The organism is Robbsia andropogonis (assembly GCF_034047095.1).
Classification (GTDB): domain Bacteria; phylum Pseudomonadota; class Gammaproteobacteria; order Burkholderiales; family Burkholderiaceae; genus Robbsia; species Robbsia andropogonis.
Window position 1 is genome coordinate 730,098 of record NZ_CP139164.1, and the last position, 22,861, is coordinate 752,958.

General features: G+C 61.7%; 24 protein-coding genes. 11 read left to right on the forward strand and 13 right to left on the reverse strand.

The features are described 5' to 3' along the window. Positions 1–2: 2 nt before the first annotated feature. On the forward strand, positions 3–743 hold the full coding sequence (locus SJQ66_RS03080; RefSeq protein ID WP_036010668.1) for an RNA polymerase sigma factor FliA: 741 nt from the start codon (positions 3–5) through the stop codon (positions 741–743). A 48-nt stretch (positions 744–791) separates the two neighbouring features. On the opposite strand, the gene SJQ66_RS03085 is transcribed toward SJQ66_RS03080, so the two are convergent. From SJQ66_RS03085 to flgA, 5 genes are all read right to left on the reverse strand, one after another. Next, positions 792–1,811 (reverse strand): DUF2891 domain-containing protein, encoded by a 1,020-nt coding sequence (locus SJQ66_RS03085; RefSeq protein WP_036010671.1) that lies wholly within the window; start codon positions 1,809–1,811, stop codon positions 792–794. Positions 1,812–1,965: 154 nt separating this feature from the next. Further along, positions 1,966–2,289, reverse strand: a complete 324-nt coding sequence (flgM, locus tag SJQ66_RS03090) for a flagellar biosynthesis anti-sigma factor FlgM (protein ID WP_253464046.1) — start codon at positions 2,287–2,289, stop codon at positions 1,966–1,968. 214 nt (positions 2,290–2,503) lie between these two features. Continuing rightward, a complete protein-coding gene (locus SJQ66_RS03095) occupies positions 2,504–2,971 on the reverse strand; it encodes a flagella synthesis protein FlgN (protein WP_024904045.1) in 468 nt (155 codons plus the stop codon). A gap of 139 nt (positions 2,972–3,110) precedes the next feature. Beyond that, entirely contained in the window at positions 3,111–3,491 is a 381-nt protein-coding gene (gene flgM, locus SJQ66_RS03100; protein WP_253464049.1) for a flagellar biosynthesis anti-sigma factor FlgM, read from the reverse strand. 319 nt (positions 3,492–3,810) lie between these two features. Further along, positions 3,811–4,731 (reverse strand): flagellar basal body P-ring formation chaperone FlgA, encoded by a 921-nt coding sequence (gene flgA / locus SJQ66_RS03105; protein ID WP_024904047.1) that lies wholly within the window; start codon positions 4,729–4,731, stop codon positions 3,811–3,813. Between the two features lie 121 nt (positions 4,732–4,852). On the opposite strand from flgA, the gene SJQ66_RS03110 reads away from it, so the two are divergent. From SJQ66_RS03110 to flgL, 10 genes are all read left to right on the forward strand, one after another. After that, positions 4,853–5,422: a flagellar basal body protein gene (locus SJQ66_RS03110; protein ID WP_046152505.1), complete on the forward strand. Its 570-nt coding sequence runs from the start codon at positions 4,853–4,855 to the stop codon at positions 5,420–5,422. A gap of 89 nt (positions 5,423–5,511) precedes the next feature. Next, positions 5,512–5,946: a flagellar basal body rod protein FlgC gene (gene flgC, locus SJQ66_RS03115; RefSeq protein ID WP_024904049.1), complete on the forward strand. Its 435-nt coding sequence runs from the start codon at positions 5,512–5,514 to the stop codon at positions 5,944–5,946. Positions 5,947–5,957: 11 nt separating this feature from the next. Continuing rightward, positions 5,958–6,734, forward strand: a complete 777-nt coding sequence (locus tag SJQ66_RS03120) for a flagellar hook assembly protein FlgD (RefSeq protein WP_051504510.1) — start codon at positions 5,958–5,960, stop codon at positions 6,732–6,734. Between the two features lie 154 nt (positions 6,735–6,888). Then, positions 6,889–8,127, forward strand: a complete 1,239-nt coding sequence (gene flgE, locus SJQ66_RS03125; protein WP_024904051.1) for a flagellar hook protein FlgE — start codon at positions 6,889–6,891, stop codon at positions 8,125–8,127. Between the two features lie 71 nt (positions 8,128–8,198). Continuing rightward, positions 8,199–8,954 carry a flagellar basal-body rod protein FlgF gene (gene flgF / locus SJQ66_RS03130; RefSeq protein WP_024904052.1) on the forward strand — a complete coding sequence of 252 codons (756 nt, stop codon included), beginning with the start codon at positions 8,199–8,201 and terminating at the stop codon, positions 8,952–8,954. 110 nt (positions 8,955–9,064) lie between these two features. Then, entirely contained in the window at positions 9,065–9,853 is a 789-nt protein-coding gene (flgG, locus tag SJQ66_RS03135; protein ID WP_024904053.1) for a flagellar basal-body rod protein FlgG, read from the forward strand. 15 nt (positions 9,854–9,868) lie between these two features. Then, complete coding sequence (locus SJQ66_RS03140; RefSeq protein WP_024904054.1) at positions 9,869–11,029, forward strand: flagellar basal body P-ring protein FlgI; 1,161 nt, start codon at positions 9,869–9,871, stop codon at positions 11,027–11,029. Next, on the forward strand, positions 11,029–12,540 hold the full coding sequence (flgJ, locus tag SJQ66_RS29575; protein WP_407691451.1) for a flagellar assembly peptidoglycan hydrolase FlgJ: 1,512 nt from the start codon (positions 11,029–11,031) through the stop codon (positions 12,538–12,540). Before SJQ66_RS03140 ends, flgJ begins: the two co-directional genes overlap by 1 nt. A gap of 146 nt (positions 12,541–12,686) precedes the next feature. Further along, positions 12,687–14,675: a flagellar hook-associated protein FlgK gene (gene flgK, locus SJQ66_RS03155; RefSeq protein ID WP_320533599.1), complete on the forward strand. Its 1,989-nt coding sequence runs from the start codon at positions 12,687–12,689 to the stop codon at positions 14,673–14,675. A 118-nt stretch (positions 14,676–14,793) separates the two neighbouring features. Beyond that, positions 14,794–16,017 carry a flagellar hook-associated protein FlgL gene (flgL, locus tag SJQ66_RS03160; RefSeq protein WP_320533600.1) on the forward strand — a complete coding sequence of 408 codons (1,224 nt, stop codon included), beginning with the start codon at positions 14,794–14,796 and terminating at the stop codon, positions 16,015–16,017. Between the two features lie 154 nt (positions 16,018–16,171). Here the strand turns inward: flgL and fliR are convergent, their stop codons facing one another. The 8 genes from fliR to SJQ66_RS03200 form a co-directional block, all read right to left on the reverse strand. Then, a complete protein-coding gene (fliR, locus tag SJQ66_RS03165) occupies positions 16,172–16,969 on the reverse strand; it encodes a flagellar biosynthetic protein FliR (protein WP_320533601.1) in 798 nt (265 codons plus the stop codon). Beyond that, entirely contained in the window at positions 16,969–17,238 is a 270-nt protein-coding gene (fliQ, locus tag SJQ66_RS03170; RefSeq protein WP_024904058.1) for a flagellar biosynthesis protein FliQ, read from the reverse strand. The genes fliR and fliQ overlap by 1 nt, the downstream gene beginning before the upstream one ends. A gap of 16 nt (positions 17,239–17,254) precedes the next feature. Beyond that, a complete protein-coding gene (gene fliP, locus SJQ66_RS03175; RefSeq protein ID WP_024904059.1) occupies positions 17,255–18,208 on the reverse strand; it encodes a flagellar type III secretion system pore protein FliP in 954 nt (317 codons plus the stop codon). A gap of 2 nt (positions 18,209–18,210) precedes the next feature. Further along, the gene (gene fliO / locus SJQ66_RS03180; protein ID WP_320533602.1) at positions 18,211–18,933 is read right to left on the reverse strand and encodes a flagellar biosynthetic protein FliO; all 723 of its coding nucleotides are present in this window, start codon (positions 18,931–18,933) and stop codon (positions 18,211–18,213) included. Further along, positions 18,930–19,340, reverse strand: coding sequence for a flagellar motor switch protein FliN (fliN, locus tag SJQ66_RS03185; RefSeq protein ID WP_024904061.1), 411 nt, complete (start codon positions 19,338–19,340; stop codon positions 18,930–18,932). Before fliN ends, fliO begins: the two co-directional genes overlap by 4 nt. 1 nt (position 19,341) lies before the next feature. Continuing rightward, the gene (gene fliM, locus SJQ66_RS03190) at positions 19,342–20,355 is read right to left on the reverse strand and encodes a flagellar motor switch protein FliM (RefSeq protein WP_320533603.1); all 1,014 of its coding nucleotides are present in this window, start codon (positions 20,353–20,355) and stop codon (positions 19,342–19,344) included. A 10-nt stretch (positions 20,356–20,365) separates the two neighbouring features. Further along, on the reverse strand, positions 20,366–20,854 hold the full coding sequence (fliL, locus tag SJQ66_RS03195; protein WP_036010690.1) for a flagellar basal body-associated protein FliL: 489 nt from the start codon (positions 20,852–20,854) through the stop codon (positions 20,366–20,368). A 308-nt stretch (positions 20,855–21,162) separates the two neighbouring features. Next, positions 21,163–22,815, reverse strand: a complete 1,653-nt coding sequence (locus SJQ66_RS03200; RefSeq protein WP_320533604.1) for a flagellar hook-length control protein FliK — start codon at positions 22,813–22,815, stop codon at positions 21,163–21,165. Positions 22,816–22,861 lie beyond the last annotated feature (46 nt).

The window sequence follows — 22,861 nt, forward strand, 5'->3', positions numbered from 1 at the left end:
GGATGTACACTGCCCAAGGCAAATTAACGCAAAACGAGCAGTCGATGCACGATACGGCGTTACGCTACGCGCCGCTGGTGCGAAGGATCGCACTGCATATCGTTGCCAAGCTGCCATCGAGCGTCGATCTGGACGATCTGATTCAGGCCGGCATGATCGGCTTGCTCGACGCCGCCAACCGCTACAAGGGCGAACTCGGGGCGCAATTCGAGACCTACGCGAGCCAACGTATTCGCGGCGCGATCCTGGATCAGTTGCGCGAGAACGATTGGTTGCCGCGTAGCCTGCGTCGCTCGTCGCGACAAGTGGAGCGTGCGGTGCATGAGGTCGAGCAGCGCGTGGGCCGGTCGGCGACCGAGTCCGAGGTGGCCGAGCATTTGCAGCTGCCGCTAGGCGAATACCAGTCCATGCTGCAGGACCTGCACGGTAGCCAGCTGTTTTATTACGAGGATTTCGAGCGCGAAGGCGGTGACGAATCTTTTCTCGATCGTCACTGCGTGGACAAGACCGATCCTCTGGCAAGCTTGATGGACGGCGCGTTCCGTGAATCCCTGATCGAGGCGATCGAACGCTTGCCCGAACGGGAAAGACTGTTACTCAGCTTGTACTATGAGCAAGGTTTGAATTTGCGTGAAATCGGCGCGGTGATGGAAGTCAGTGAATCGCGCGTCTGCCAGTTGCATAGCCAGGCCGTGGGCCGGCTGCGCGCGAAAATGCGGGATTTCGCGCCGGTGACGTCATAGGGCGAAAGTGAGCGTGCGCGCATGCGCGCACGTACGGCATGGCTGGTCTCAGTGCCGCTCCGCCAATAACGCCAGCAATGCGAACGTGGCCAGCCAGTGTTCGCCCATATAATCGCCTTCGACTTGCGCCAACGCCTGCGTCAGGTGCACGTTCGCCGTCTCGGCCAACAGCGCACGGCGCGTGTCCGAGCCGGGTAGCCCTTGCGCGATCTGCCGTAAGCACCATGCACGGCTGAGATTCAAGCCATCCAGATGCGCCAGCTTGCCATCGCTGCGATCGGTTACCGTTGCCGGCACGAACATCGCCGCCGGTTGGCGTTGCCGTACATTGGGCAGGAATGCGTCGAACCACGACACGAACGCGTCCGCGGGCAAGATGCGCCGCATCAATTCCGCTTCCATCCAGCCGGGTGACAGGAATTCGTCGCCGGCAGGCTCCCATCCCTGGTATCCACGGTCCTCACCGTACCAACGCACGGCAGTATCTTTCAATAGCGCCGCGAACGGCGCATTGGCGGTGTCCCGTGCATAGTCGAGCGCCAACGCGAGTGCAAACGCGGTGTTGAAGTGCGTGCCCACGCGTAATGGATAGGTGCATTTCGGCAGGAACGCGGTGAAGCGGGCCACCAGCAGATCGGCCAGCGGTTGCAATGCGTCGCGCCAACGGATCGCGTCGGCGTCAGCGGTTCCGCTCATCCGATGCAATTGGCCGTGCAAGGCCAGCAACCATGCCCAGCCATACGGTCGCTCATACCCTTGCGCCGTTGGCCGTTCGAAATAACGTACCTCGCCGGCTACGCGAGCCGGCGTCAGATGCGTGTCAAACGTCGCGAGGATTTCATGACGTTGCGGCAGCGTTGGGAACCGGTCGAGCAGCGTCGCCAACATCCAATAACCATGCACACACGAGTGCCAGTCGTAACTGCCATAAAACACCGGATGGAGCTGGCGCGGCGAGACGGCGTCGTCGTCATTGACCAGGACATGCAGCAGGCTATTGGGATATTCGCGTGTCACATGGCGCAGCGCGATGGAGGAGAATTGGGAGGCGACGTCGGCAGTTAGCATCTCGGCACGAGGGCGCACACGGCGCGGTGGTTCGTCAGAGGCCTACTATACCGCCGAGTGCCCCGGTCGATAAGCGGTCACACATCAGCCGTTGGAACCACGGCGCTGTGCGCGGGCAATCCCGACGCGTTCGGCAGCACCGCTGGCGCGCTGATCAGCTCGGCATCTGAATCAGTTCCTGGGTGGTGACGAGCAACCCGTCAGCGATTTTCTCGGCGTCGATGCGCAGCGTGCCATTAGCGATGGCGGACCGTAACTCGTCCACGCGTGGCATGTCGATATCATTGCTCGGGTCGCTGGCGGCGGCCAACAACGCTGCGGTCATTGGCGAGAAAGATACACTGCCGCTAGCCGCGGCGGTGCTTGCCAGTACGGTAGGGCTCGGCGGGGGCGCCGCCGCCAAGTTGGCCTGCCCGCCCACAGTCGGCTTTTGCAAGGCCGCGGGCGTTTGGCCCGCCGAGGATGGATTGAGTTTCACAGCAGTTCCCCAAGGGACGTTTCCTGCTGTAACGGCCTACCTGAGGCGAACTTTAGTAATTTCCGGGGGATTTAAGCAACACGCCGTTAATTGAGCAGACATTTTGTAATTTAACGGTTGACGAACGCCTGATTGATTACGCAGAAATACGGTGTGTGACATCTTGTCTCGGACGATAAAATCGTTTTCATGCATCAGTCCCGCGATGGGACCCTCATCCCATCCGTCCATCGGAACCATAAGTCGATGGTGCCATCGTGCCGCTGGCCATCCGGATGGCATCGAGTGCCGAGCGGTTGTACACCATCCGCGTCCTCACGAGGCGGCCATTGGTTTCGTTGCTGGCGCGGGCGGTACGCGCAAGTCCAAGCAGTGTTTCCCATTTTTCGGCGATTTCTGCGTGAACCGCCGGCTCGGCCTCTCGAATTCGATCCAGCAAGGCTTGCATGCCCGACAGCGAACCGGCGACAAACCATGAGGTGCGTTGGCGGCCAAGGTCGGTCAACTGGCGATACAGTTCGGTCTTGCGCGCCACGAGATCCGGTAATGTGGAGACATCGGTACTGCGCGCGAGTAACTGCTGTTCCTCTTGCAAGGTCGTGACGAAAAGGCGCAACGCGGAGATCTCGTGATCGAGAATGATGAGAAGCGTGGCGTAGTTTGGCGAGGGTGTCGGCGTCATCACAGGGAATCCGGCAGGAAACGGAAGGGCGGCAGCGTGACATGCGACGCACAGGCGGGCAAGAGCGGCAGCGGCGAAAACACAACGGCCTGCAGCGGCCCTATCGGCCGCTGGGGAATAACAACAAACGTCAGAGTAGTTAGATCGCGCCGCTTGGCGACATCAATTCGCGTGAACCGCGAAGCATGCCGTCCGCGATACGAGATGAATCGATTTGATATGTACCGTTCGCCAGCGCAGCCTTGATGGATTCGACGCGCTCCATGTCCACGTCGTTGCGCGGATCGTTCGCCGCTGCCATCAATTGGGTCGTGCGGCCCGATACCCGGGCATCGCCGCCCATGGTCCGTGTTGCACCGATGCCACCCGTGTTCAACGGTGCGGCATTCTGTTGTTGCGCCGACACATTGGCGGCACTGGCAGGCGCCTCCCCGGAAGGATTCGACCGCGTCCGGGCGTTTTGCCGTTGCAGCGTATCTTGTCGCAACGACGCGTCGTTTGGATTCGCGTTGAGTTTCACGGCATTTCCCATCAGCGTGGTTCGCACCGCCTGATATAGGCATTGCCACCGAGAAAAACGTCCGAAAAGCTATCGACGTCAACGCGGCAGGCAAACAGTGCTCTCCTGAATGAGCCTCCAGTGTATCAGGAAAGCCGCGACTGCCAAATAATTGTCGTGCGAAATCAAGGCCGCCCGCTGACCACACACCATGGTCACGCATGCATTGGGCGGGTATGACCGCCATGCGCGTGTCGATGGCGGCAGTGGTCGCAAGCGGGCTGATCGGCATCGACAACCGGTAAGGGGGAGGGCACATTGATGGCGGCCTGGTCGCGGTTTAGAGGGGAATATTGACCGAGGAATCGGGCTGCGCGATGCCGCTGACGATCGCGCCGTTTGCCGTACGCACCTTGACCTGCTGGCCGGCGGACGCATTGGCCATGGCGCTGCCTTCGGACGAAATCGCGAACCCGTTGCCTTGGGCGATCAGCTTGACGATCTGCCCGAAGTGGATGGCGACCGCCGCTCGTACAGAGTCAGTACGCAATGGCATGCCCGCCATCACGGCGTTCATCGTCGTGGTGCCCAGGATCTGCGTCGGATCGGTGACGATCGCCGTCGGCATCGTGGTCAGATCACCGTTCTGCACCATTAAATCGTTCGGTCCGATGACCGTATTCGGATTCAGGCCATGGGACGCCACGTAGTAATTGCCGATGATGCCGACCCGTGCCTGCACGTAAATCGTCCATGGACGGGCATCTGTACAACGTACCCCGACCATGACCTTGCCCCACATGCGCGTGCCTGACGGCAGGAATGCTTCGAGCGCCGGGCAGGCCGCCAAGCCTTGTGGCTGCGGCGGCGTGACGGCGATCGTCACGCGACCGGGCAATCCTTCGGTCTGCTGCACCAGGAACCGTTCCGCGGCCTGGACAATCAATGCGGGGTCCTGCGCGCTGGCGGCTTGCGCGTGTGCGTGCGGTGCAACACCCAGCAGCGCCGCGGCGACACCCATGATCGCTGCCGTTACCCACGCGTCGCCCGATGACAACGGTGAGCGTCCCGTTTGATGTACCGCGGCAACCGGCAATGCACGCGCCGTCCGTCCAGACCGCGCGCCGGTCAACCGTGCTGCGGCCATCGCGGCAGACCCGCTGTGCACACGGCGTGCCGTGCGTGTGAAACGTGCCGACCTCGCGCCGAACAAGGCGTGGAGGGTCTGGCCGATCAGGTGAACAGGGGTAGCGGCGCGCATTGGCTGCTCCGGTTTTTCAGTTAGAGCGGATTGTAGGGAGAGCGGGCAACGGGGTATCGGCCGAAATGAAGCGCCAAACCCCCCTTTATCCTCGAATTGCCCAGACCGCCTTCCCCGTACGATGCGTTCCATACCTGAAAAGGAAAAGGGGCGGTACGTGGACAAACTCGACGCGGAATTCAATTTCGGCCGACAAGCGCTGGATTTGCGCGCGTACCGCCAGCAATTATTGTCGGGCAACATCGCCAACGCCAATACGCCGAACTACAAGGCGCGGGACATCGACTTCGCGAAAACGTTGCAGGGTGCGTTGGGTACGGACGCGGCCGGCAAGTCCGGGCCGGTCTGGAACAGCGGTAGCGCGGCAACCACCGGTTATCTGGCCATGGCGCGCCCGGAAGGCAATGGTGGCATGGGCGGGGCGGCCGGCAACGGCGGTCTGAGAATGGATGCGACCCACCCTGGGCATCTTGCGGGGGTTGCCGGCGCGGCCGCCGCGGCAAGTGTCACGTACGGCACGCCGGCCTACCGCACGCCGTATCAATCGGCGATGGACGGCAATACGGTGGAACTGGATAGCGAGCGCGTCAACTTCGCGGACAACGCGTTGCATTACGAGACGGGCCTGACCGTCATCAATCAGCAATTGAAGACGATGTTGACGGCGGTGAGTGGCGGTAACGGCGGTTGACGGACGGCATGCGCGTGGCGGTAAGGCGCGATGGCGGCAAGCGATGGCGTGGTAGCGGTCTGGGTCGTAAAAACGGTGAGGGTGGTGCGATGTCTTCGATGATGAACATCTTCCGGGTGGCGGGTTCCGCGATGAATGCCGAATCCCAACGTCTGAATACGACGGCCAGTAACCTGGCCAACGTGGACAGCGTGGCCGGTCCGGACGGCAAGCCGTATGTGGCGAAGCAAGTGGTGTTTCAAGTGGACCCGCTGGCGCAAGGTCGCGGCGGCGCGGGGAACCCGGCGGCCGATATCGGCGGCGTGAAGGTCAGCAAGATTGTGAACGATCCGTCGCCGATGAAGGTCGTCTACGACCCATCGAATGCGGCGGCCGATGCGAACGGCTATGTGACGATGCCGAACGTCGACCCGGTACGCGAGATGGTTAACATGATTTCCGCCTCGCGCTCCTACCAGGCCAACGTCGAGACGATGAACACGGCCAAATCACTGATGTTGAAGACGTTGACCCTCGGTCAGTAAGGAAAGCACGAATGAACACGATTTCCAATGCGGCCTCGGCCGCCACGAATGGCGGTCTTTCGCCACAAGTACTGGACGCGGTCAACGGCGCCGGTCGCCGTGCACCGGGCGAAGGTGGGGCGGCACCGGTCGCCACCGGTGGTGCGACCGCAACCAGTGCGGAAGGCAAGGCCTTGGGCGCGGGCAAGACGGGGGAGGATCTGCAGAACACCTTCATGCGCTTGCTGGTGACGGAAATGAAGAACCAGGACCCGACCAACCCGATGGACAGCTCGCAGATGACCTCGCAGCTGGCGCAGATCAATACGGTATCGGGCATTGCCGGCTTGAACGCGACGATGACCTCGCTGGCCAAGCAGTTGAACGCGGGGCAACAGGTGCAGGCGAGCAACCTAATCGGCAAGAGCGTGATTGCAAACGGGCATGACATCGCGTTGGAAAAGGGCAAGGCCAGTGCCTTCGGCGTCAACCTGGACGCGGCGGCTAAGGACGTGCAGGTCAAGATCTCCGACGAGACCGGCAAGGTGGTGCGTTCGATGAAGGTGTCGGGCGAGCAGAGTGGCGTGAACACCCTGTCGTGGGATGGCAAGAACGACCAGGGTATCGCGTTGCCGGATGGCAAGTACTCGTTCAAGGTCAGCGCCACCAATGGCGACGATCCGGTTTCCGCCCAGGCATTGTCCCAGGCCAAGGTCGAAAGCGTGATCGCCCAGCCGAACGGGTCGGCGGGCCTGAAGTTGAATAACGGCGGCACCACCAGTTTGTCGAGCGTATCCCAGATTCTGTAGGGCGATTGTGTATTACCGGTAGCACCCGTCGTACCGCGGCACCTCAGATTTTCCGGTCGTATGCCAAGAACCGCGCGGATTGAAGACAGTCGCGCCGCCCGCATCGGTCCGGTTTTGTTCAACTTGCATTAACTACGTATCCAGGACGGCAGTCATGGCTTACTCCCAGGCGCTGAGCGGTTTGTCCGCGGCCTCGCAAGACCTCGATGTGATCGGCAACAACATCTCGAACGCGAATACCGTCGGCTATAAGCAAAGCCAGGCGCAATTCGCGGCGATGTATGCGAACGCGATGAACACCAGCACGAATGACCAAGCCGGTATTGGTACCAGCGTGTCGAAGATCGCGCAGAACTTCACGCAGGGTACGATCACGGAAACCGGCCAGACGCTGGATATGGCGATCAACGGGAACGGCTTCTTCACGTTGTCGAACAACGGTACGACGAACTATTCGCGTAACGGCCAATTCACGCTGAACAAGGACGGTAATATCGTCAATGCGCAAGGCCTGAAGCTGATGGGCTATGCGGCGGACAAGAAAGGTCTGCTCAATACGTCGACGGCCGTGCCGTTGTCGATCCCGAGTGGTTCGGTGGATCCGAAGATGAGCACGAAGGTGATGGCGGAAGCCAACCTGAATTCGGCTTCACGTGTCCCGAAAAACATGCATTTCGACCCGTCCGATACCACTTCCTACAACAACGCCACCACGGCGCAGGTGTTCGATTCACTGGGTAACGTTCATACGCTGAACATGTATTACCAGAAGACGTCGAACGAGGCGTCCACCTGGAATGTCTACGCGACGTTGGATGGCAAGCCGGTAGGTGGCACAAGCACGGCCGGCGGACAGAAGCCGGTCGATCATCTGGCCTTCGATACGAGCGGCGCATTGGTATCGGGCAAGGACGCAAACGTCAAGCTGCAACTGGACAATGGCGCCACCGCCACCCAGCCGTTGAAGCTCGACTTCTCGAAAATGACGCAGTTCGGCGCGGACTTCGTCGCGACGTCGGTCACGAGCGACGGTTATGCCGCCGGTTCGCTGTCGTCATTCGGTATCGACAACGCGGGCAAATTGACGGGGACTTATTCGAACGGCCAAAGCATGGTGCTGGGTCAGGTGGCGCTTACCGCCTTCGCGAACGCCGATGGCCTGCAGAACCTGGGCAACAACATGTTTGCGCAAAGCTCCACGTCGGGCCAGCCGCAGATGGGCGTTGCCGGTACCGGCCCGCTCGGCGCGTTGAAGTCCGGCGCGACCGAAGCCGCGAACGTCGATCTGACCTCGTCCTTGGTCGAGCTGATCACGGCGCAGCGCTACTACCAGGCCAATGCGCAGACGATCAAGACCCAACAGGCGGTGGACCAGACGCTGATGAACCTGTAACGATAAACAGCGTGCCTGACTGACGCCGTAAGCGCCGTACCCCAGCGTACTACCTACCCGGATTCGTAAAGATGGACAGACTGATCTACGTGACGATGAGTGGCGCCTCGCAAGCGCTCGACCAGCAGGCGACCATCGCGAATAACCTCGCGAATGTGTCGACCACCGGTTTTCGTGCGCAGTTGTCCGCTTACCGGTCCGTGCCGGTGGAGACGGCCACGTCGGGCGGTGCCGTTACCCGTACCTACGCGCTGACGACCAATCCCGGCACCGACTATACGCCGGGCCCGGTGCAGCGCACTGGCAACCCGATGGATGTCGCGATTTCAGGTAGCGGCTGGTTGGCGGTGCAGACGGCCGATGGCAGCGAGGCGTATACCCGCGCGGGTAACCTGCATGTGAACAATGCAGGCCAACTCGTGGACAGTTCGGGCCATTCGGTGATGGGGCGAACCGGTCCGATCGCAATCCCGCCCGGTTCGCGGCTCGAAATCTCCACCGATGGCACGCTGTCCGCGCTGCCGCCGGGTGGCGATCCAACGAATATTCAGGTGGTAGACAAGCTGAGACTGGTCAATCCGCAAGATCAGGAGTTGAAACGGGGCGACGATGGGCTATTCCGCACGGCCAACAACCAGGCGGTGAATCCGGACCCAACGGTTCGGGTGATACCGGAAGCGGTGGAAGGCAGTAACGTCAATCCGGTAACGGCGATGGTGCAGATGATCGATAACGCCCGCAGTTTCCAGATGCATATGAAGATGCTGGACATGGCGTCGACGAACGAACAGCAAGCCAATCAGTTGCTGAATTTCAGTAACGGCTGATCGATGCCATCGGTGATCGGCGATAACGCCGGCGCTTTGTGTTGCGCGGACCCTGTCCGCGTTCCGAACGAATTGAATAGTTACGCGGCCCGCCGCGAGGAAGTCCCAGCATGAACCGCTCTCTGTATATCGCCGCCACCGGGATGAACGCCCAGCAATCGCAGATGGATACCATCTCGAATAACCTGGCGAACGTCAGTACGACAGGTTTCAAAGGTTCGCGTGCGGTGTTCAGCGACTTGCTGTACCAGACCGTGCGTCAGCCCGGCGCGGCATCGAGCGCGGATTCCACCGTACCGTCCGGCCTGCAAATGGGTACGGGCGTCCACCAAATCGCCAGCGAGCGGCTGTACACGCAGGGCAATCTCCAGCAGACCGGCAACTCGCGAGATCTGGCGATTCAAGGCCAGGGTTTCTTTCAGGTGCAAATGCCTGATGGCACGACCGGCTATACACGGGACGGTTCCTTCCAGACGAATCAGAACGGTCAGTTGGTAACGGCGGATGGTTATCCGGTTGTCCCTGCCATCACCATTCCGCAGACGGCGATTTCGTTCACCGTGGCGAAGGACGGCAGCGTAACGGTGACCAACCAGGGTTCGGCCGCCACCGCGCAGGTCGGGCAGATGCAGTTGGCGACCTTCATCAATCCGGCCGGTCTCCAGGCAAACGGCGGCAATCTTTTCTCGGAGACCGCCTCGTCGGGCGCACCGCAGGTGGGTCAACCGGGTGCCAACGGAGTCGGTACGCTGCAGCAAGGCTATGTCGAGGCGTCCAATGTGAATGTCGTCGAGGAACTGGTCAATATGATCCAGACCCAACGCGCATATGAAATCAACAGCAAGGCGGTAACGACATCGGATCAGATGTTGCAGACGCTGAGCCAAATGCAAATCTGACGGCGGGCCTGGATCATGTCGCGTTTCGTACCATCCTCGTTTTCGATTTCCGGTCTTGCACGGTTCGCCGCGCGCGTGCTGGCGTCGGTCGCTGCATCGGTGGCACTGCTGTCGCTGTTCGTCGCGCCGGCGCACGCGGAACGTGTGCGCGATCTGGCGACGATCCAGGGCGTACGGGACAACCCGTTGATCGGCTATGGCCTCGTGGTCGGCCTCGATGGCACGGGCGATCAGACGATGCAGACACCGTTCACGACGCAAAGCTTGTCGAGCATGCTGACGCAGCTCGGCGTGACGGTGCCGGCCGGCACTAGCATGCAGCTGCGCAACGTGGCGGCGGTCATGGTGACGGCATCGCTGCCGTCGTTCGCGCGGCCGGGTCAGACGATCGACATCACGGTCTCGTCCCTTGGCACGGCGAAGAGCCTGCGGGGCGGTACGCTCATCATGACGCCGCTGAAGGGGGCCGACGGTCAGGTGTATGCCGTTGCCCAAGGCAATATGCTGGTGGGTGGTGCGGGAGGCGGTGCCAACGGCAGCAGCGTGCAGATCAATCAGTTGGCGGTAGGCAAGATCAGTGGCGGCGCGACCGTCGAGCGTGGCGTACCGACGATGTTGGCCGCCGACGGCACGATGCGTATGGAATTGAACGACACGAACTTCGAAAATGTGATGAAGGTCGTGAATGCGGTGAATGGCCGTTACGGTCCTAATACCGCTTATCCGTTGGACGGGCGCACGGTCGGTTTGCATTCGCCGATGGATTCCTCGCAGCAGGTGGCATTCATCGCGGGCGTCCAGGACCTCGATATCACGCCGAACGCCGGCATCGCGAAGATCGTTTTAAACGCACGGACCGGATCGATCGTGATGAATCGCCTGGTGACGTTGCAGACCTGCGCGGTGACACACGGCAACTTGTCGGTGGTCATCAATACAACGCCGGCAGTCAGCCAACCGAATGCGTTCGGACAGGGCAACACGGTCACGACGCAACAGTCCAATGTTCAGGTAAAGCAGGAAGGCGGCGCGTTGCGTATCGTCGGCGCCGGCGCGAACCTGGCGGATGTGGTGCGGGGTCTGAATGCGCTGGGCGCGACGCCGGCTGACCTGATGTCGATACTGCAGGCGATGAAGGCCGCGGGTGCGCTGAACGCTGATCTGGAGATCATCTGATGAACGATATGAAGTCGTCGGGCGTGCTCGGTGGGACGGGCGGGATGGGGGCGATGGGTGCCATGAGCCCGGCCGGCGGTGGCGATCTGTCCCAACGGTTTTCGCTCGATGTTCAGGGCTTCGATGCGCTGCGCCGGACCGCGCACAATGATCCGGCGGCTGCCGAAAAGGCGGTCGCCAAGCAAGTGGATGCGACGTTCCTGTCGATGATGCTGAAAAGCATGCGCGATGCGACGCCACAAAGCGGCGTGCTCGACAGCCAGGACGGCAAGACCTATACATCGATGCTCGACGGGCAGCTCGCGCAGGATCTGTCGGGCAAGGGCGTTGGCCTGGCCGACACGCTGCTCAAGCAGCTCAGCAAGCAAAACCATGGCGCGTCCGAACGCGTTGCCGGAGGGCTGAAGAGCGCGGACGCATTCGACGCCCGTGGCCTACGGGGCGCCGGTGCGGCTGCCGGTACCAGCGCGCTTGGCGCACCGGCTGCCGCGCAAACGGCGGAACAGGCGCGCGGGGCCAACCCGGCGCTGCGAGGCAACGCCGCGCACGCGGCGCAACGTCCCGATCAAGTGGGCGCGATGCCGTCGGCGAGCGGCACGGCCGGGGTGGCAGCGGCCGCGTCGCGCGCGATGCAGGCCGCCGCCATGGCGAACGCGGCCTACGAAGGCAGCAACGCGGGCGGCGAGCAGGGCATGGCGGCCATGGGCGGCATGGGTCTGAGCGCCGCCACCGCATTGCATATGCAGGGCGCCGGGCCCGGTGTGGCAATGATCAACCCGGCGGCGAATCCGGCGATCTCGGCGCGGTTTGCCGACATGAATATGTATGACCGCTCGAAGCTGTCGACGCATGAGCGCGTGGCGGCGGTGGAAGCCGCGGCCATTGCTGCCGGCTGGCGCCCGTCCCACACCGAAGGGAGTCCGCTGACCGCCGGTGCGCAGGCGTACGCCCCGGTATCGCGTGGTGCGTCGCTTGACAATGCGCAGGCGTTTGGCGCCGAGGCGCCCGCGGCATTGCACGCCGAGGAAGCCAAACCGATTCAGATCCGTAACGGTTCGGAGCGGATGAATGCCTTTTTGCAGCGGTTGACGCCGGCGGCGGAGGCGGCAAGCCGTGAAACGGGCATTCCGTCGCATTTCATCCTGTCGCAGATCGCGTTGGAATCCGGCTGGGGCAAGAGTGAGATCCGCGGCGCCGGTGGCGAGCGCACGCACAATGTGTTGGGCGTCAAGGCGGGTGACGACTGGAAGGGACCGACGGTGACGGCAACGACGACCGAATACATCAATGGTCGTCCGCACAAGATGAACGAAAAGTTCCGGGTCTATGGTTCGTACAAGGAGGCGCTGCAAGACTACGCGGATGTCTTGACCGGCAACGCGCGCTACGCGCAGGCGCTGCGCGGTTCGCAGACCGCAAGCGGTTTTGCGCATGGCATGCAGCGCGCCGGGTATGCGACGGACCCGAATTACGCACGTAAGCTGCTTGCGATCATCAAGCAAATGGTCTGACGGAAAAATTTTCCTAAAGTTCGGCGCACCACCGCCGATAACGGTGGTGAGCCCGTCGAGTCGTCATACATCGTCACGGGCATCGCGTATTTGGCGCGAATGGCAACCAGGGCGGCAAAAGGCGAACGACGGCGCGGGATGGATCGATGAGCAATTCACTCTCCAATATCGGACTGAGCGGTATAGATGCCGCACAGTACGGGCTGACCACGACGGGTCAGAACATTAGCAATGCCTCCACGCCGGGATACAGCCGGCAGCAGGTACTGCTGAAGCCGTCCTTTACCATTTATACCGGTGGCGGATTCGTCGGTACCGGCGTTGACGTCGAAACGGTGAAGCGGAACTACAGTGACGCGTTGTCTGCCCGATTGGATGCCGCGCAGTCCCAGAACAGCGCGTTGGAAACCTACAACACCGAAGCGAAATCGTTGAATGCCCTGGTGGGCGATCCGTCGAACGGCATTTCCAACACGATGAGTGGTTTTTTCTCGTCGGCGCAGGCCTTGTCCGGCAATCCGTCGGATACGGCATTGCGAAACGCGATGATGGGCAGCGCGCAGGCCGTGGTGAATGCCGTGCACCAGACCGCCGAGCAGATGGATGTGCAGCGATCGAGTATCAATACGCAGATCGAAGGCACGGTATCCGACATCAACCTGGCCGCCACGGCGATTGCGCGGCTGAATCGCCAGATTACCGCGGAGAGCGCCAAGGGCCAGCCGCCAAACACGCTGCTGGACGAACGTGACAAGGAGTTCGCCAACCTCGGCAAGCTGGTCAATGTCAACATGACCACGCAGGCCGACGGCTCTTACAGTGTCTTCACTGGCACCGGCCAGCCGCTGGTGCTGGGCTCGCAGACGTTCGCTTTATCGGCGGTGCGCTCGCCGACCGATGTCTCCGAATTGACGGTGGGTTACCGTGGCGCGGTGGGTTCGGACAGCACTGACGGCAAGCCCGGCTATCTGAATGAAAGCACGCTGACCGGTGGCAAGCTGGGCGGCCTGTTGACGTTCCGCTCGCAGATGCTGGACCCGTCGCAGAGCCAGCTTGGCCGGGTTGCAACGGCGTTTGCCGGCGGCGTCAACCAGCAGAACGCCCAGGGCGTGGACATGACCGGCCACCCGGGTCGCGCGTTGTTCAATCTGGACAAGCCGAGCGTTACCGCGAACGAACATAATCGCAGTGCCGCAACGCTGGATGCCAGATTTGGCGATACCACCAAGCTGACCGGCGATGATTACATCCTGTCGTATGATGGTCACGCCTACACATTGGCCAACCTTCGTACCGGTACGGAGACGCAGGTCAGCAACTGGCCCGCGACGGTCGATGGTGTCGAGTACACATTACATGGCCCGATGGCGGCCGGCGATTCGTTCAAGATCATGCCGACGCGGTCAGCCGGCACGCAATTGACGATGGCCACCATCGAGGGCAGCGCAATTGCCGCTGCGCAACCCGTTGTCACCTCCGCCGCCACCGGCAACCACGGTACTGGTTCGATCGCATTGAAAGGGCTGGAAGGTCTGAATGGCCGGGCCGTTCCGGATGTGAAGTTGACGGTTGAAGCCAGGACGGATCCAAAGACCGGGGCCAGCGTCGCATCGCTTTCCGGTTTTCCGAAGGACGCGGACGTGACGGTGACGGTACCGGGGGGTGCTGGCGGTGCGGAACAAAAGCGTACGTTCAAGGCGCCCGCGGATAACGTGCCATTCGTGGCGGGCGCGGTGCTGGATTTCGGCGGCATGCAGATGCAGGTCAACGGCACGCCGCGTAACGGTGATACGTTTAACGTGTCGCGGAATGCGGCGCTGAGCGGCGATGGCAGCAATATCGTCAAGATCGGCAATCTGCAGAATGCGAATCTGGTCAATGGGGACACGTTGACACGCGGGTACGCTGATTACGTCGGACAGGTTGGATCGCTGGCATCGCAGACATCAATCTCTCACGCGACGCAGGAGACGCTGGTGTCACAGTTGAAAGCGCAGCAGCAGGAAGTGTCAGGGGTCAATCTTGACGAGGAAGCAGCGAACTTGATGCAGTACCAGCAGATGTATCAGGCGAACAGCAAGGTGATCTCGACGTCGGAGACGTTGTTCCAGACCATTCTCGATCTGGCGCGTTAAGCGGCGGACGATAACAACAACGGGGTAGTCCCGCCGTGCCTCCCCGATCGGGGTCAGGACGGGCGGCAGCGAATGTGGCCGCAAGCAGGCCCGCGATGGCGGGCAGTGAGAAACAATCATGCGTATCGCGACGAACACGCTGTATTCGAACAGCCTCGACACGATCGACAGTCAACAGAAGTCGCTGGCGGATCTGCAGAAACAGATCGCCAGTGGCAAGCGCGTCGCAACGGCCGCGGACGATCCGCAGGCCGCGGCGTCCGCCGTGCGCATGACCGAGACGACGGCGAAACTGGGGCAATACGCCAGCAACCTGAATATCGCGAAGTCACAACTGCAGCTGGAGGACAACACGCTCAGCAATGTGACGACGTTGGTGCAGCAGGCCCAAACGCTGTTGGTCAATGCGGGCGATACGTCGTTGGACAAGACATCGCGTGCCGCGTTGGCGACGCAACTCGAATCAGTGCGCGACCAGTTGCTGGGCATGGCCAATACGACGGACAGCGAAGGCAACTATCTGTTCGGTGGCTACAACACCGGTACCGCACCGTTCTCCACCGATGCGAATGGCCGTGGTATTTACATGGGTAGCCCGGGGCAGCGCGCGGTACAGGTGACTGACACGCGCCAGATCACGATCGGCAACGTCGGTAGCAATATTTTCCAACGCGTCTCGGTAGGCGCGTCGCGTGTGGTGACGGCACCGGCGTCGAACACGGGAAACGCACTGGCGTCACCCATTTCATCGCGCGACATGAACGATCCCGCGTACAACGACGATTTCTCGATCTCGTTCGCAAAAAGCAAGGACGGCGGACTGCGCTACACAATCCACGACGAGACGACGAAAGCGGATATCGCGAAGGACCAACCGTTCGATACGGGTTCGGCAATCGTGTTCGCGGGGCAAAGCATCACGATCAACGGCACGCCCGAGCCTGGTGACACGGTGCGGATGCAAAGTCCGCAGAGCGCCGGCATGGATATCTTCGGCACCTTGACGCAAGCCGCGAAGATGATCCGCAACGCGACGTCGGGTTCGGAAGGCAACGCACGGTTGGCGAATGCACTGTCGACGGCGAACCAGCAAGTGGTAAACGCGTTGGACAACGTACTGACGGTGCAGGCCGGCGTAGGCGCGCGCGAGCAGGAAGTCGCCACGCTCAGCACGCAAAATACCGACAGCGGTACGCAGTATCAAACGCAGTTGAACGACCTGACCGGCTCCGACTTTGTCTCCACGTACAGCAAGTTTAGTGAACTGCAGAACTCGCTGACCGCCGCGGAGAAGACTTTCATGCAGGTCCAGAACCTGTCGTTGTTCGATTTGATCAAGTAAGGGTTGGAACCACGCGCATGCAAGGCCGGCAGCGGACCGGCCTTGGCCGAGCACATGCAGTACTTGGCGGCGAGGCACTGTGCGAGCGTCAGCGTCATCAACCGCCGTGGTTCCTCCGGCGTTGTAGTCGCCGTCCGGTTTCCACGACGAGGCGCTAGAGTCCTTCCGCGCCTGTCAGGCGACTGATCGTTCCCATGCCCATATTGAACAGCCGGAGTATGAAGGGTGCTGCGTTGGGTAGAATCAGCTGCAATACCAGAAAGCCGGTGATCAAGGTGATGGCGAAGCCCACTTGATAAATCCCGATCTGCGGCGCCGCGCGGTTCAGGATACCCAACGCAAGGTTTGCGATGAGCAACGCGACGACAATCGGCAGCGACAACATCAACCCTGCCCAGAAAACGACGCTTCCCCATTCCGCAAGGATGCGCCAATGCAATGCCGTTCCAAGCAAACCGACGACATTCGCACGTATCGGCATGGTTTGGAAGGTGGCTGCCAGTGTTGCGATGAGTTGGAGATGGCCATCGATCGCCAGGAATATCAACATGGCGAAGATGTCCAGCAGTCGGGACAAAGCCAGCGTCGAGCCATCGGATCCAGGGGCAATCAGTTGCGCAAACGACAGGCCCATCTGCAGCCCGGCATATTCGCCGGCGGCCTGGACCGCGCCGAATACGATCCGCATCGCCACGCCAATCGATCCACCGATGACGATCTGTTCACCCAATGCCCACAACCCCGGCCCGCTGCCGATGGGAACGTCTGGTAGCGGGCCGAGCGTGGGCGAGACGAGAATGGCCAGAAGTGCGGCGAGCGCGACCTTGACGCGAACCGGTATCGCATTATCGCTAAGAACCGGCGCGGTGGTGATGAGTGCCAGGAAGCGCGCGAAAGGCCAGATGAACGCACCCATCCACGCTTGCAACTGCGCATAGGTGACGGTGATCATCAGCCGATCACGCCCGGAATGCCGGTCAGGATGGCACGCATGTAGTCGAGCATCATATTCAACATCCACGGGCCCGCGATCACCAACGCGACAAACACCGCGATCAGCTTCGGGATGAAGGACAACGTCGCTTCATTGATCTGGGTCGCGGCCTGGAACAAGCTCACCACCAGTCCTACGACGAGCGCGACAAGCAGGAGTGGCGCGGCCAGCAACAAGGCCACCTGCATTGCCTGGTGGGCCATTGTCATGACGGATTCCGGCGTCATTTCGCATGCCTCCGTTTCACGTCAGAAAACTCTGTGCCAATGAGCCGATCAACAGATTCCAGCCGTCCACCAGCACGAATAACATCAGCTTGAACGGCAGTGAGATGGTGGCCGGCGAGACCATCATCATCCCCATCGACATCAGCACACTGGCGACAACCAGATCGATGATCAGGAATGGGATAAAGATCGTGAAACCAATCTGGAACCCGGTCTTGATTTCGCTGGTCGCGTAGGCGGGCAGCAACAGACGCATTGGCACATCGTCCGGACCGTTCATCGGCGGCGCTTTCGCGATCTTCGCGAAGAGCGCCAAGTCGGATTCACGGGTCTGACGCAGCATGAATTGCTTGAACGGGACACCGCCGCGTTGGATCGCCTGATCGAACGTGATCTGATTGGTCGAGAAGGGCTGGTAAGCATCCTGGTAGGCGCGGTCCAACACCGGTGACATGATGAAGAACGTCAGGAACAATGCCAGGCCGAGCAAGACTTGATTCGGCGGCGTGGTTGTCGTGCCGATGGCCTGACGCAGCAGCGACAGTACGATAATGATCCGCGTGAAACTGGTCATCATCAGCAACATCGCCGGCAGGAACGACAGCATCGTCAGGACGAGCAGCGTCTGTACCGACAGCGAATACGTGGTGTTGCCGTTGGCGCCGGGGGTGCTGTTCAATGCTGGCAGCGTGGCGGTCTGTGCGTCGGCATTGCCGGCTAGCGCTACACCCAGCAGCAACAACACTGCCGTTATGAGCAGCCATGACCATCCACCGTGTGGCAGCCAACGCGGCGCATGGGTCCGGGATGACCCCGTCCCGCGCGGTGTGGCGTGCAGGGTGTTCAAACGTTCGAATGCCCGTGGGACAGGGGAGTCGTCGCCGGGCGCCCGCGGATTGCTTGCCGTTGACGTCGCATCCAGAGTGGGCATGCGTTGCAGCACACCGCGAAAAAACGAAACTGCGGACATGTTCAATCCTTGCCGCCAGGGTTGCCAGAGCGGCCGAGGCCTTGCAGGCGGTCTTTCAGCTGGCGGGCGAGCGCCGTTTGAAAAGAGGGTAATGCATCATGCGGCTTGTCGTCGGTTGCATGGGTTCCCGCGCGGGATGCCTCGGTGTCATTGGCGGGCGTACTGCTTTCGTTTCCGGATCCTCGTGTTGTCGTACCATGATGCATGGCTGCGTCCTGCGCGGGCAGGGTATGCAGGCGGCGCACGCTGCCGGCGGCCACGCCCAACACCAGCCACGTGTCCCGCACTTCGACCACCACCACCCGCTCACGAGCGCCAAGCGCGGCCGCGCCGACAACTTTGACAATGCCGCTGCGTCGCATGGTCGGCTTCAGGCCGAGACGGCGAGCGATCCACCCGCAAGCAAAAACGAGCGCGATAACGACGGCCAAGCCGAATACGGCCTGGAACATCGCACCGGCACCCATCGACGGCACGGCGCTTCCGATGACGGCGGTAGACGCCGTGCCGTTACTGACCGGCAATGCGGGCGCGCTGTCCACGCGCGTATGCGACGCAACCACCGGCCCCATGACACCCGAGTTGGTGGTGGACGGATTACCCGACGCGCCGGTGCTGGCCGGTGTCGTGTCGCCTTCGACTGAAGACGACGCGCCGGTCGATGCGCCATCGGTTGGCGCATGAGTCGAGGCGGATGCGGCGCGCGATGCCGCATCGGTCGTCATCGATTCAGTTTCCGGATCCGTTCCGACGGCGTGATGACGTCCGTCAGACGGATACCGAACTTGTCGTTGACGACAACCACTTCCCCTTGGGCAATCAGGCAGCCGTTGACGAGCACATCCATTGGTTCACCCGCCATCCCGTCGAGTTCGACCACGGACCCCTGCGCCAATTGCAGCAGATTCTTGATTGCGATCTTGGTTCGGCCCAGCTCCACCGTCAACTGCACTGGAATATCGAGAATCATCTCGATATCGTTCGGCGCCGTTCCTTCGGTATTAGTGTTGATTAGCGGTTGAAACACCGCCCCGGCCGTCGCGGCGGTGGTGGCAGTGGCCTGCGCGGCGGTACTTTGCTGCTGTTCGGCGAGCGCGCTCGCCCAGTCGTCCATCTGATCGGTATCACTCATGTCAGCCCTCGTCTTGCCCATCGCCACCGCCTTCGCGGGACGAATCACTGGCTCGGATCATCTTCGACACGCGGAGTGCGTGTTGCCCGTTGAAGATCCCGTATGCGCATTCCATCACTGGCACGCCGTCGACCTTCGCTACGACCTGGTCCGGCATGTCGAGTGGGATCACATCATCCGCCCGCATTGCCAGGATGTTTCGGAACGTGCTGCGCATCTCGGCGAGATCCACGCGCAGTTCCACGTCCGCGGATTGCACCTGTTGCGACAGCAGCCGCACCCAGCGTTTGTCCACTTCGAGCGCTTCGCCTTGCAACGGGCTGCTCAGCAGGTCGCGCAGCGGCTCGATCATCGAGTACGGCGTGCACACGTGCAACTGGCCCCCCCCCGGTCCCAGTTCAATTGTAAACGTCGTGGTGACCACCACTTCATTCGGCGTTGCCACGTTGGCGAACTGCGTATGCACTTCCGCGCGCACGTATTGGAATTCCACCGGGAACACAGGCTTCCAGGAGGCGCCGTAGTGTTCCAGTACCAGGTCCAGCAGTTTCTGGATGATGCGTTGTTCCGTCGGCGTAAAATCCCGTCCTTCGATCCGCGTGTGAAACCGTCCGTCGCCGCCGAACAGATTGTCCACGATCAGGAAGATCAGCTGCGGGTCGCAGATGAAGAGCGCCGTACCACGCAGTGGCTTGATGTGAACCAGGTTCAGGTTGGTGGGAACGGGCAGATTACGGATGAATTCGCCGTATTTCTGTACCTTGACCTGACCGACCGAGATTTCGGCGCTGCGGCGCATGAAATTGAACAGACCGCCACGGAACAGCCGCGCGAATCGTTCATTGATGATTTCGAGCGTCGGCATCCGGCCGCGGACGATCCGTTCCTGCGTGCCGATGTCGTACGTGCGTATGCCTGCCGCATCGCCGCTATCGGGGGTTGCATCGGATTCGCCGTTGACGCCTTTGAGTAGCGCATCGACTTCTTCCTGTGACAGAAACTCTTCGGTCGACATGGCCGTGGGATTACTGGATCACAAAGTCGGTCAACAACACGCCGGATACCTTCGGCGCATGGCTGTCATGGTCAAACGTTTTTTCAATCGTGGTGCGCAGTTCATCGGACAGCTTTTGCTTGCCCGCCACGGTCGCCAGGTCCGACGGCTTCTTCGACGACAGCAGCAACAGGATATGGCTGCGGATTTCTGGCAGGTATTCGGTCAGCTTGTGCTCCTCATCGGCGCTTCCGATCTTCAGCGTCAGGCCCAGGTGCAAATAGTGATCGCTGCCATCGCTGTCCGGATCCGTTGCGAGGTTGACCGTGAACGGGTCCAACGCAAAGAAGACGGGCGGTGGCACGACCGGCACGGCCGGCTGACTCGATCGCTTGTACAGGAAATAACCGCCACCGCCGCCGCCTGCCAGCAACAGCACGATCAGGACGATCAGGATGGGTACCAGCTTGCTTTTGCCGGTTTTGACTTCCTTCCCACCTTGCGCCGCGGATGAACTCATAATCTTGACCTCGATGACTGTCCCGCAATCACGCCCATCGCGTGTCGCGCAATCTTCAAGTTGGCATGATGCCTGAGACTCAGCAAGATGCAACGTACAAACAGACGGGCAATGGTGCGTCAGTTTGGCGTTTTATGACAGCCTGCCGGTTGCGGCAGCCTCGCGGGGATACCGTGCCGCGACATCGTGTCATGGGCGGCGGCCGATTGGCGGCGTGGTGACAACGGTCCTGCAGCCCAGGGCAGTCACCCTGGCGCACCGCTAATCGCGATGCGCCCCAGGTTGGCTTGAGCCGCGCAGAGGGCTGATCAGGCAAACATGTCGACACCGGACAAGGCGCCGGTGCCGCGTGACGTGGCTGGCGTCGCAGCCGCTCCGGTATTGCCCCAGGCGGGGCGGCCCGCCGCCGCACCGATGCGCGCCGACTCGCGATAGGCGGAACGGTCAGCGCCGTTCTGGCCATTACCTTGCGCACCGCCAGATCCGGCGTTCGCAAGACTGTTGGCAAGCGCCTGCGTGTCACCATTGGTCTGTGCGACGTTCGTCTGCAGTTGCATGCCGCTTTCCGCAAAGCGTTCGCGCAGTGCCGGCATGGCGGCTTCAATCGCATCACGCACGTGCGCATGCTGCGACACGAAGGTTGCCTGTGCGTCTGAACCGACAACGTTCAATACCACCTGCACCGGTCCGAGATTCGGTGGGTTCAGCGTCAACTCCGCACGCTGTTCGTTGCCTGGACGCGACATCGTCATCACGTTCTGGTTGAAGGCATCGGCCCAGCGCGCGTCCACGAATGGCGTGTCCAGCTGTTGTGGCACAAAGGCGGGCGACTGTTGCGCCACCGCCTGCTGCGCGACGGATTGCATCGGCCCCTGCTGCGTCGGCGTTGCCATTGCCGCCGCCGCGACCGATGGATCCGGCTGCGCATTGGCTTGCGCGCCTAGCGCCGATGTATCGGCCGTCGCGGCGGCATTGGCTTGCGCGCTGATATCGGCCGTACCCGATGCGGTTCCGCCACCTGCCAAGGCTGCGAGCATCTTGTCGTCGCGCGACTTCATGCCATCGGTTCCGCCTGTCTTATCGGCGACAGTGTCGGTCGCGCCGGCTGCGCTTCCCGTCGGAGCATTTGCGGAGAATGCATTGCCTATGGTGAACTTACCGCCTTCGTTGCCTGCGGCCGCCCCCGCGCCAACGGTGCCCGACGTTGCCGTCAGCGAGGGGGCATTCGCCGCGCTCGTACCTGCATCACCGCTGTCGTCGGCGTCGGCATCCGCCTGGGTTTGTGCCGATGCGCCGGCGCTTGTCGACCCGATGCCCGTTGTGGTGGCATCCGCGCTGTTGTAGGTCGCGGTGGTCGCGTCGGCGCCGTCGCCTGCGGCCGTACCGCCCGCAGCGGCAACCGTGGCCGTACCGTCGGTATTTGCGGCGTTGTCATCGGCCTTTGCCGCCCCATCCGTGACTTGCGTGCCGTTTTGTTGCTGTGCTGCCGCGCCGGCTGCGGCGGCCGCTTGTGCCGTTGCGGCGCTCGTGTCGGCTTGCTGCGTCTGGGCGGCGGCCTTTTCGGTGTCGGATTGCACGTCGGCGCTGTATTGCGCGCGATCGGCCGCGGCGCGCGCTTCGGTGGCTTGCTGCGTTTGTTGCTGCGCGCCGCGCGCACGCGCTTCCTGCGCCTGCCACGCGGTCGTGTCGGCGATATGCTGCTGCAAGCGGGCGTTTTGCGAGGCGTTTTGTTGGGTAATGTCCTGTTGGCGCGATGCCTCGTCAGCATGTGCCTGTGCCTGACGCGCGTCGCGACGATCCTCATCGGCCGCGCGCTTTTGCGCGTCTAACGCATCACGGAAGCGTTCTCCGGAGCGAGAAATGGCACGATCGTCGGCATTCGTCAGGCTTGTGGGCACCGGTTGCGTGAGCAGCGGCGAAACCATCGGAGAGGACGGGGAAGCGGCGGTATCGGAGCGCATGGGACTCTTCCTTCACGGAACCAGCGATACAAGGCCGCTGGTAAAA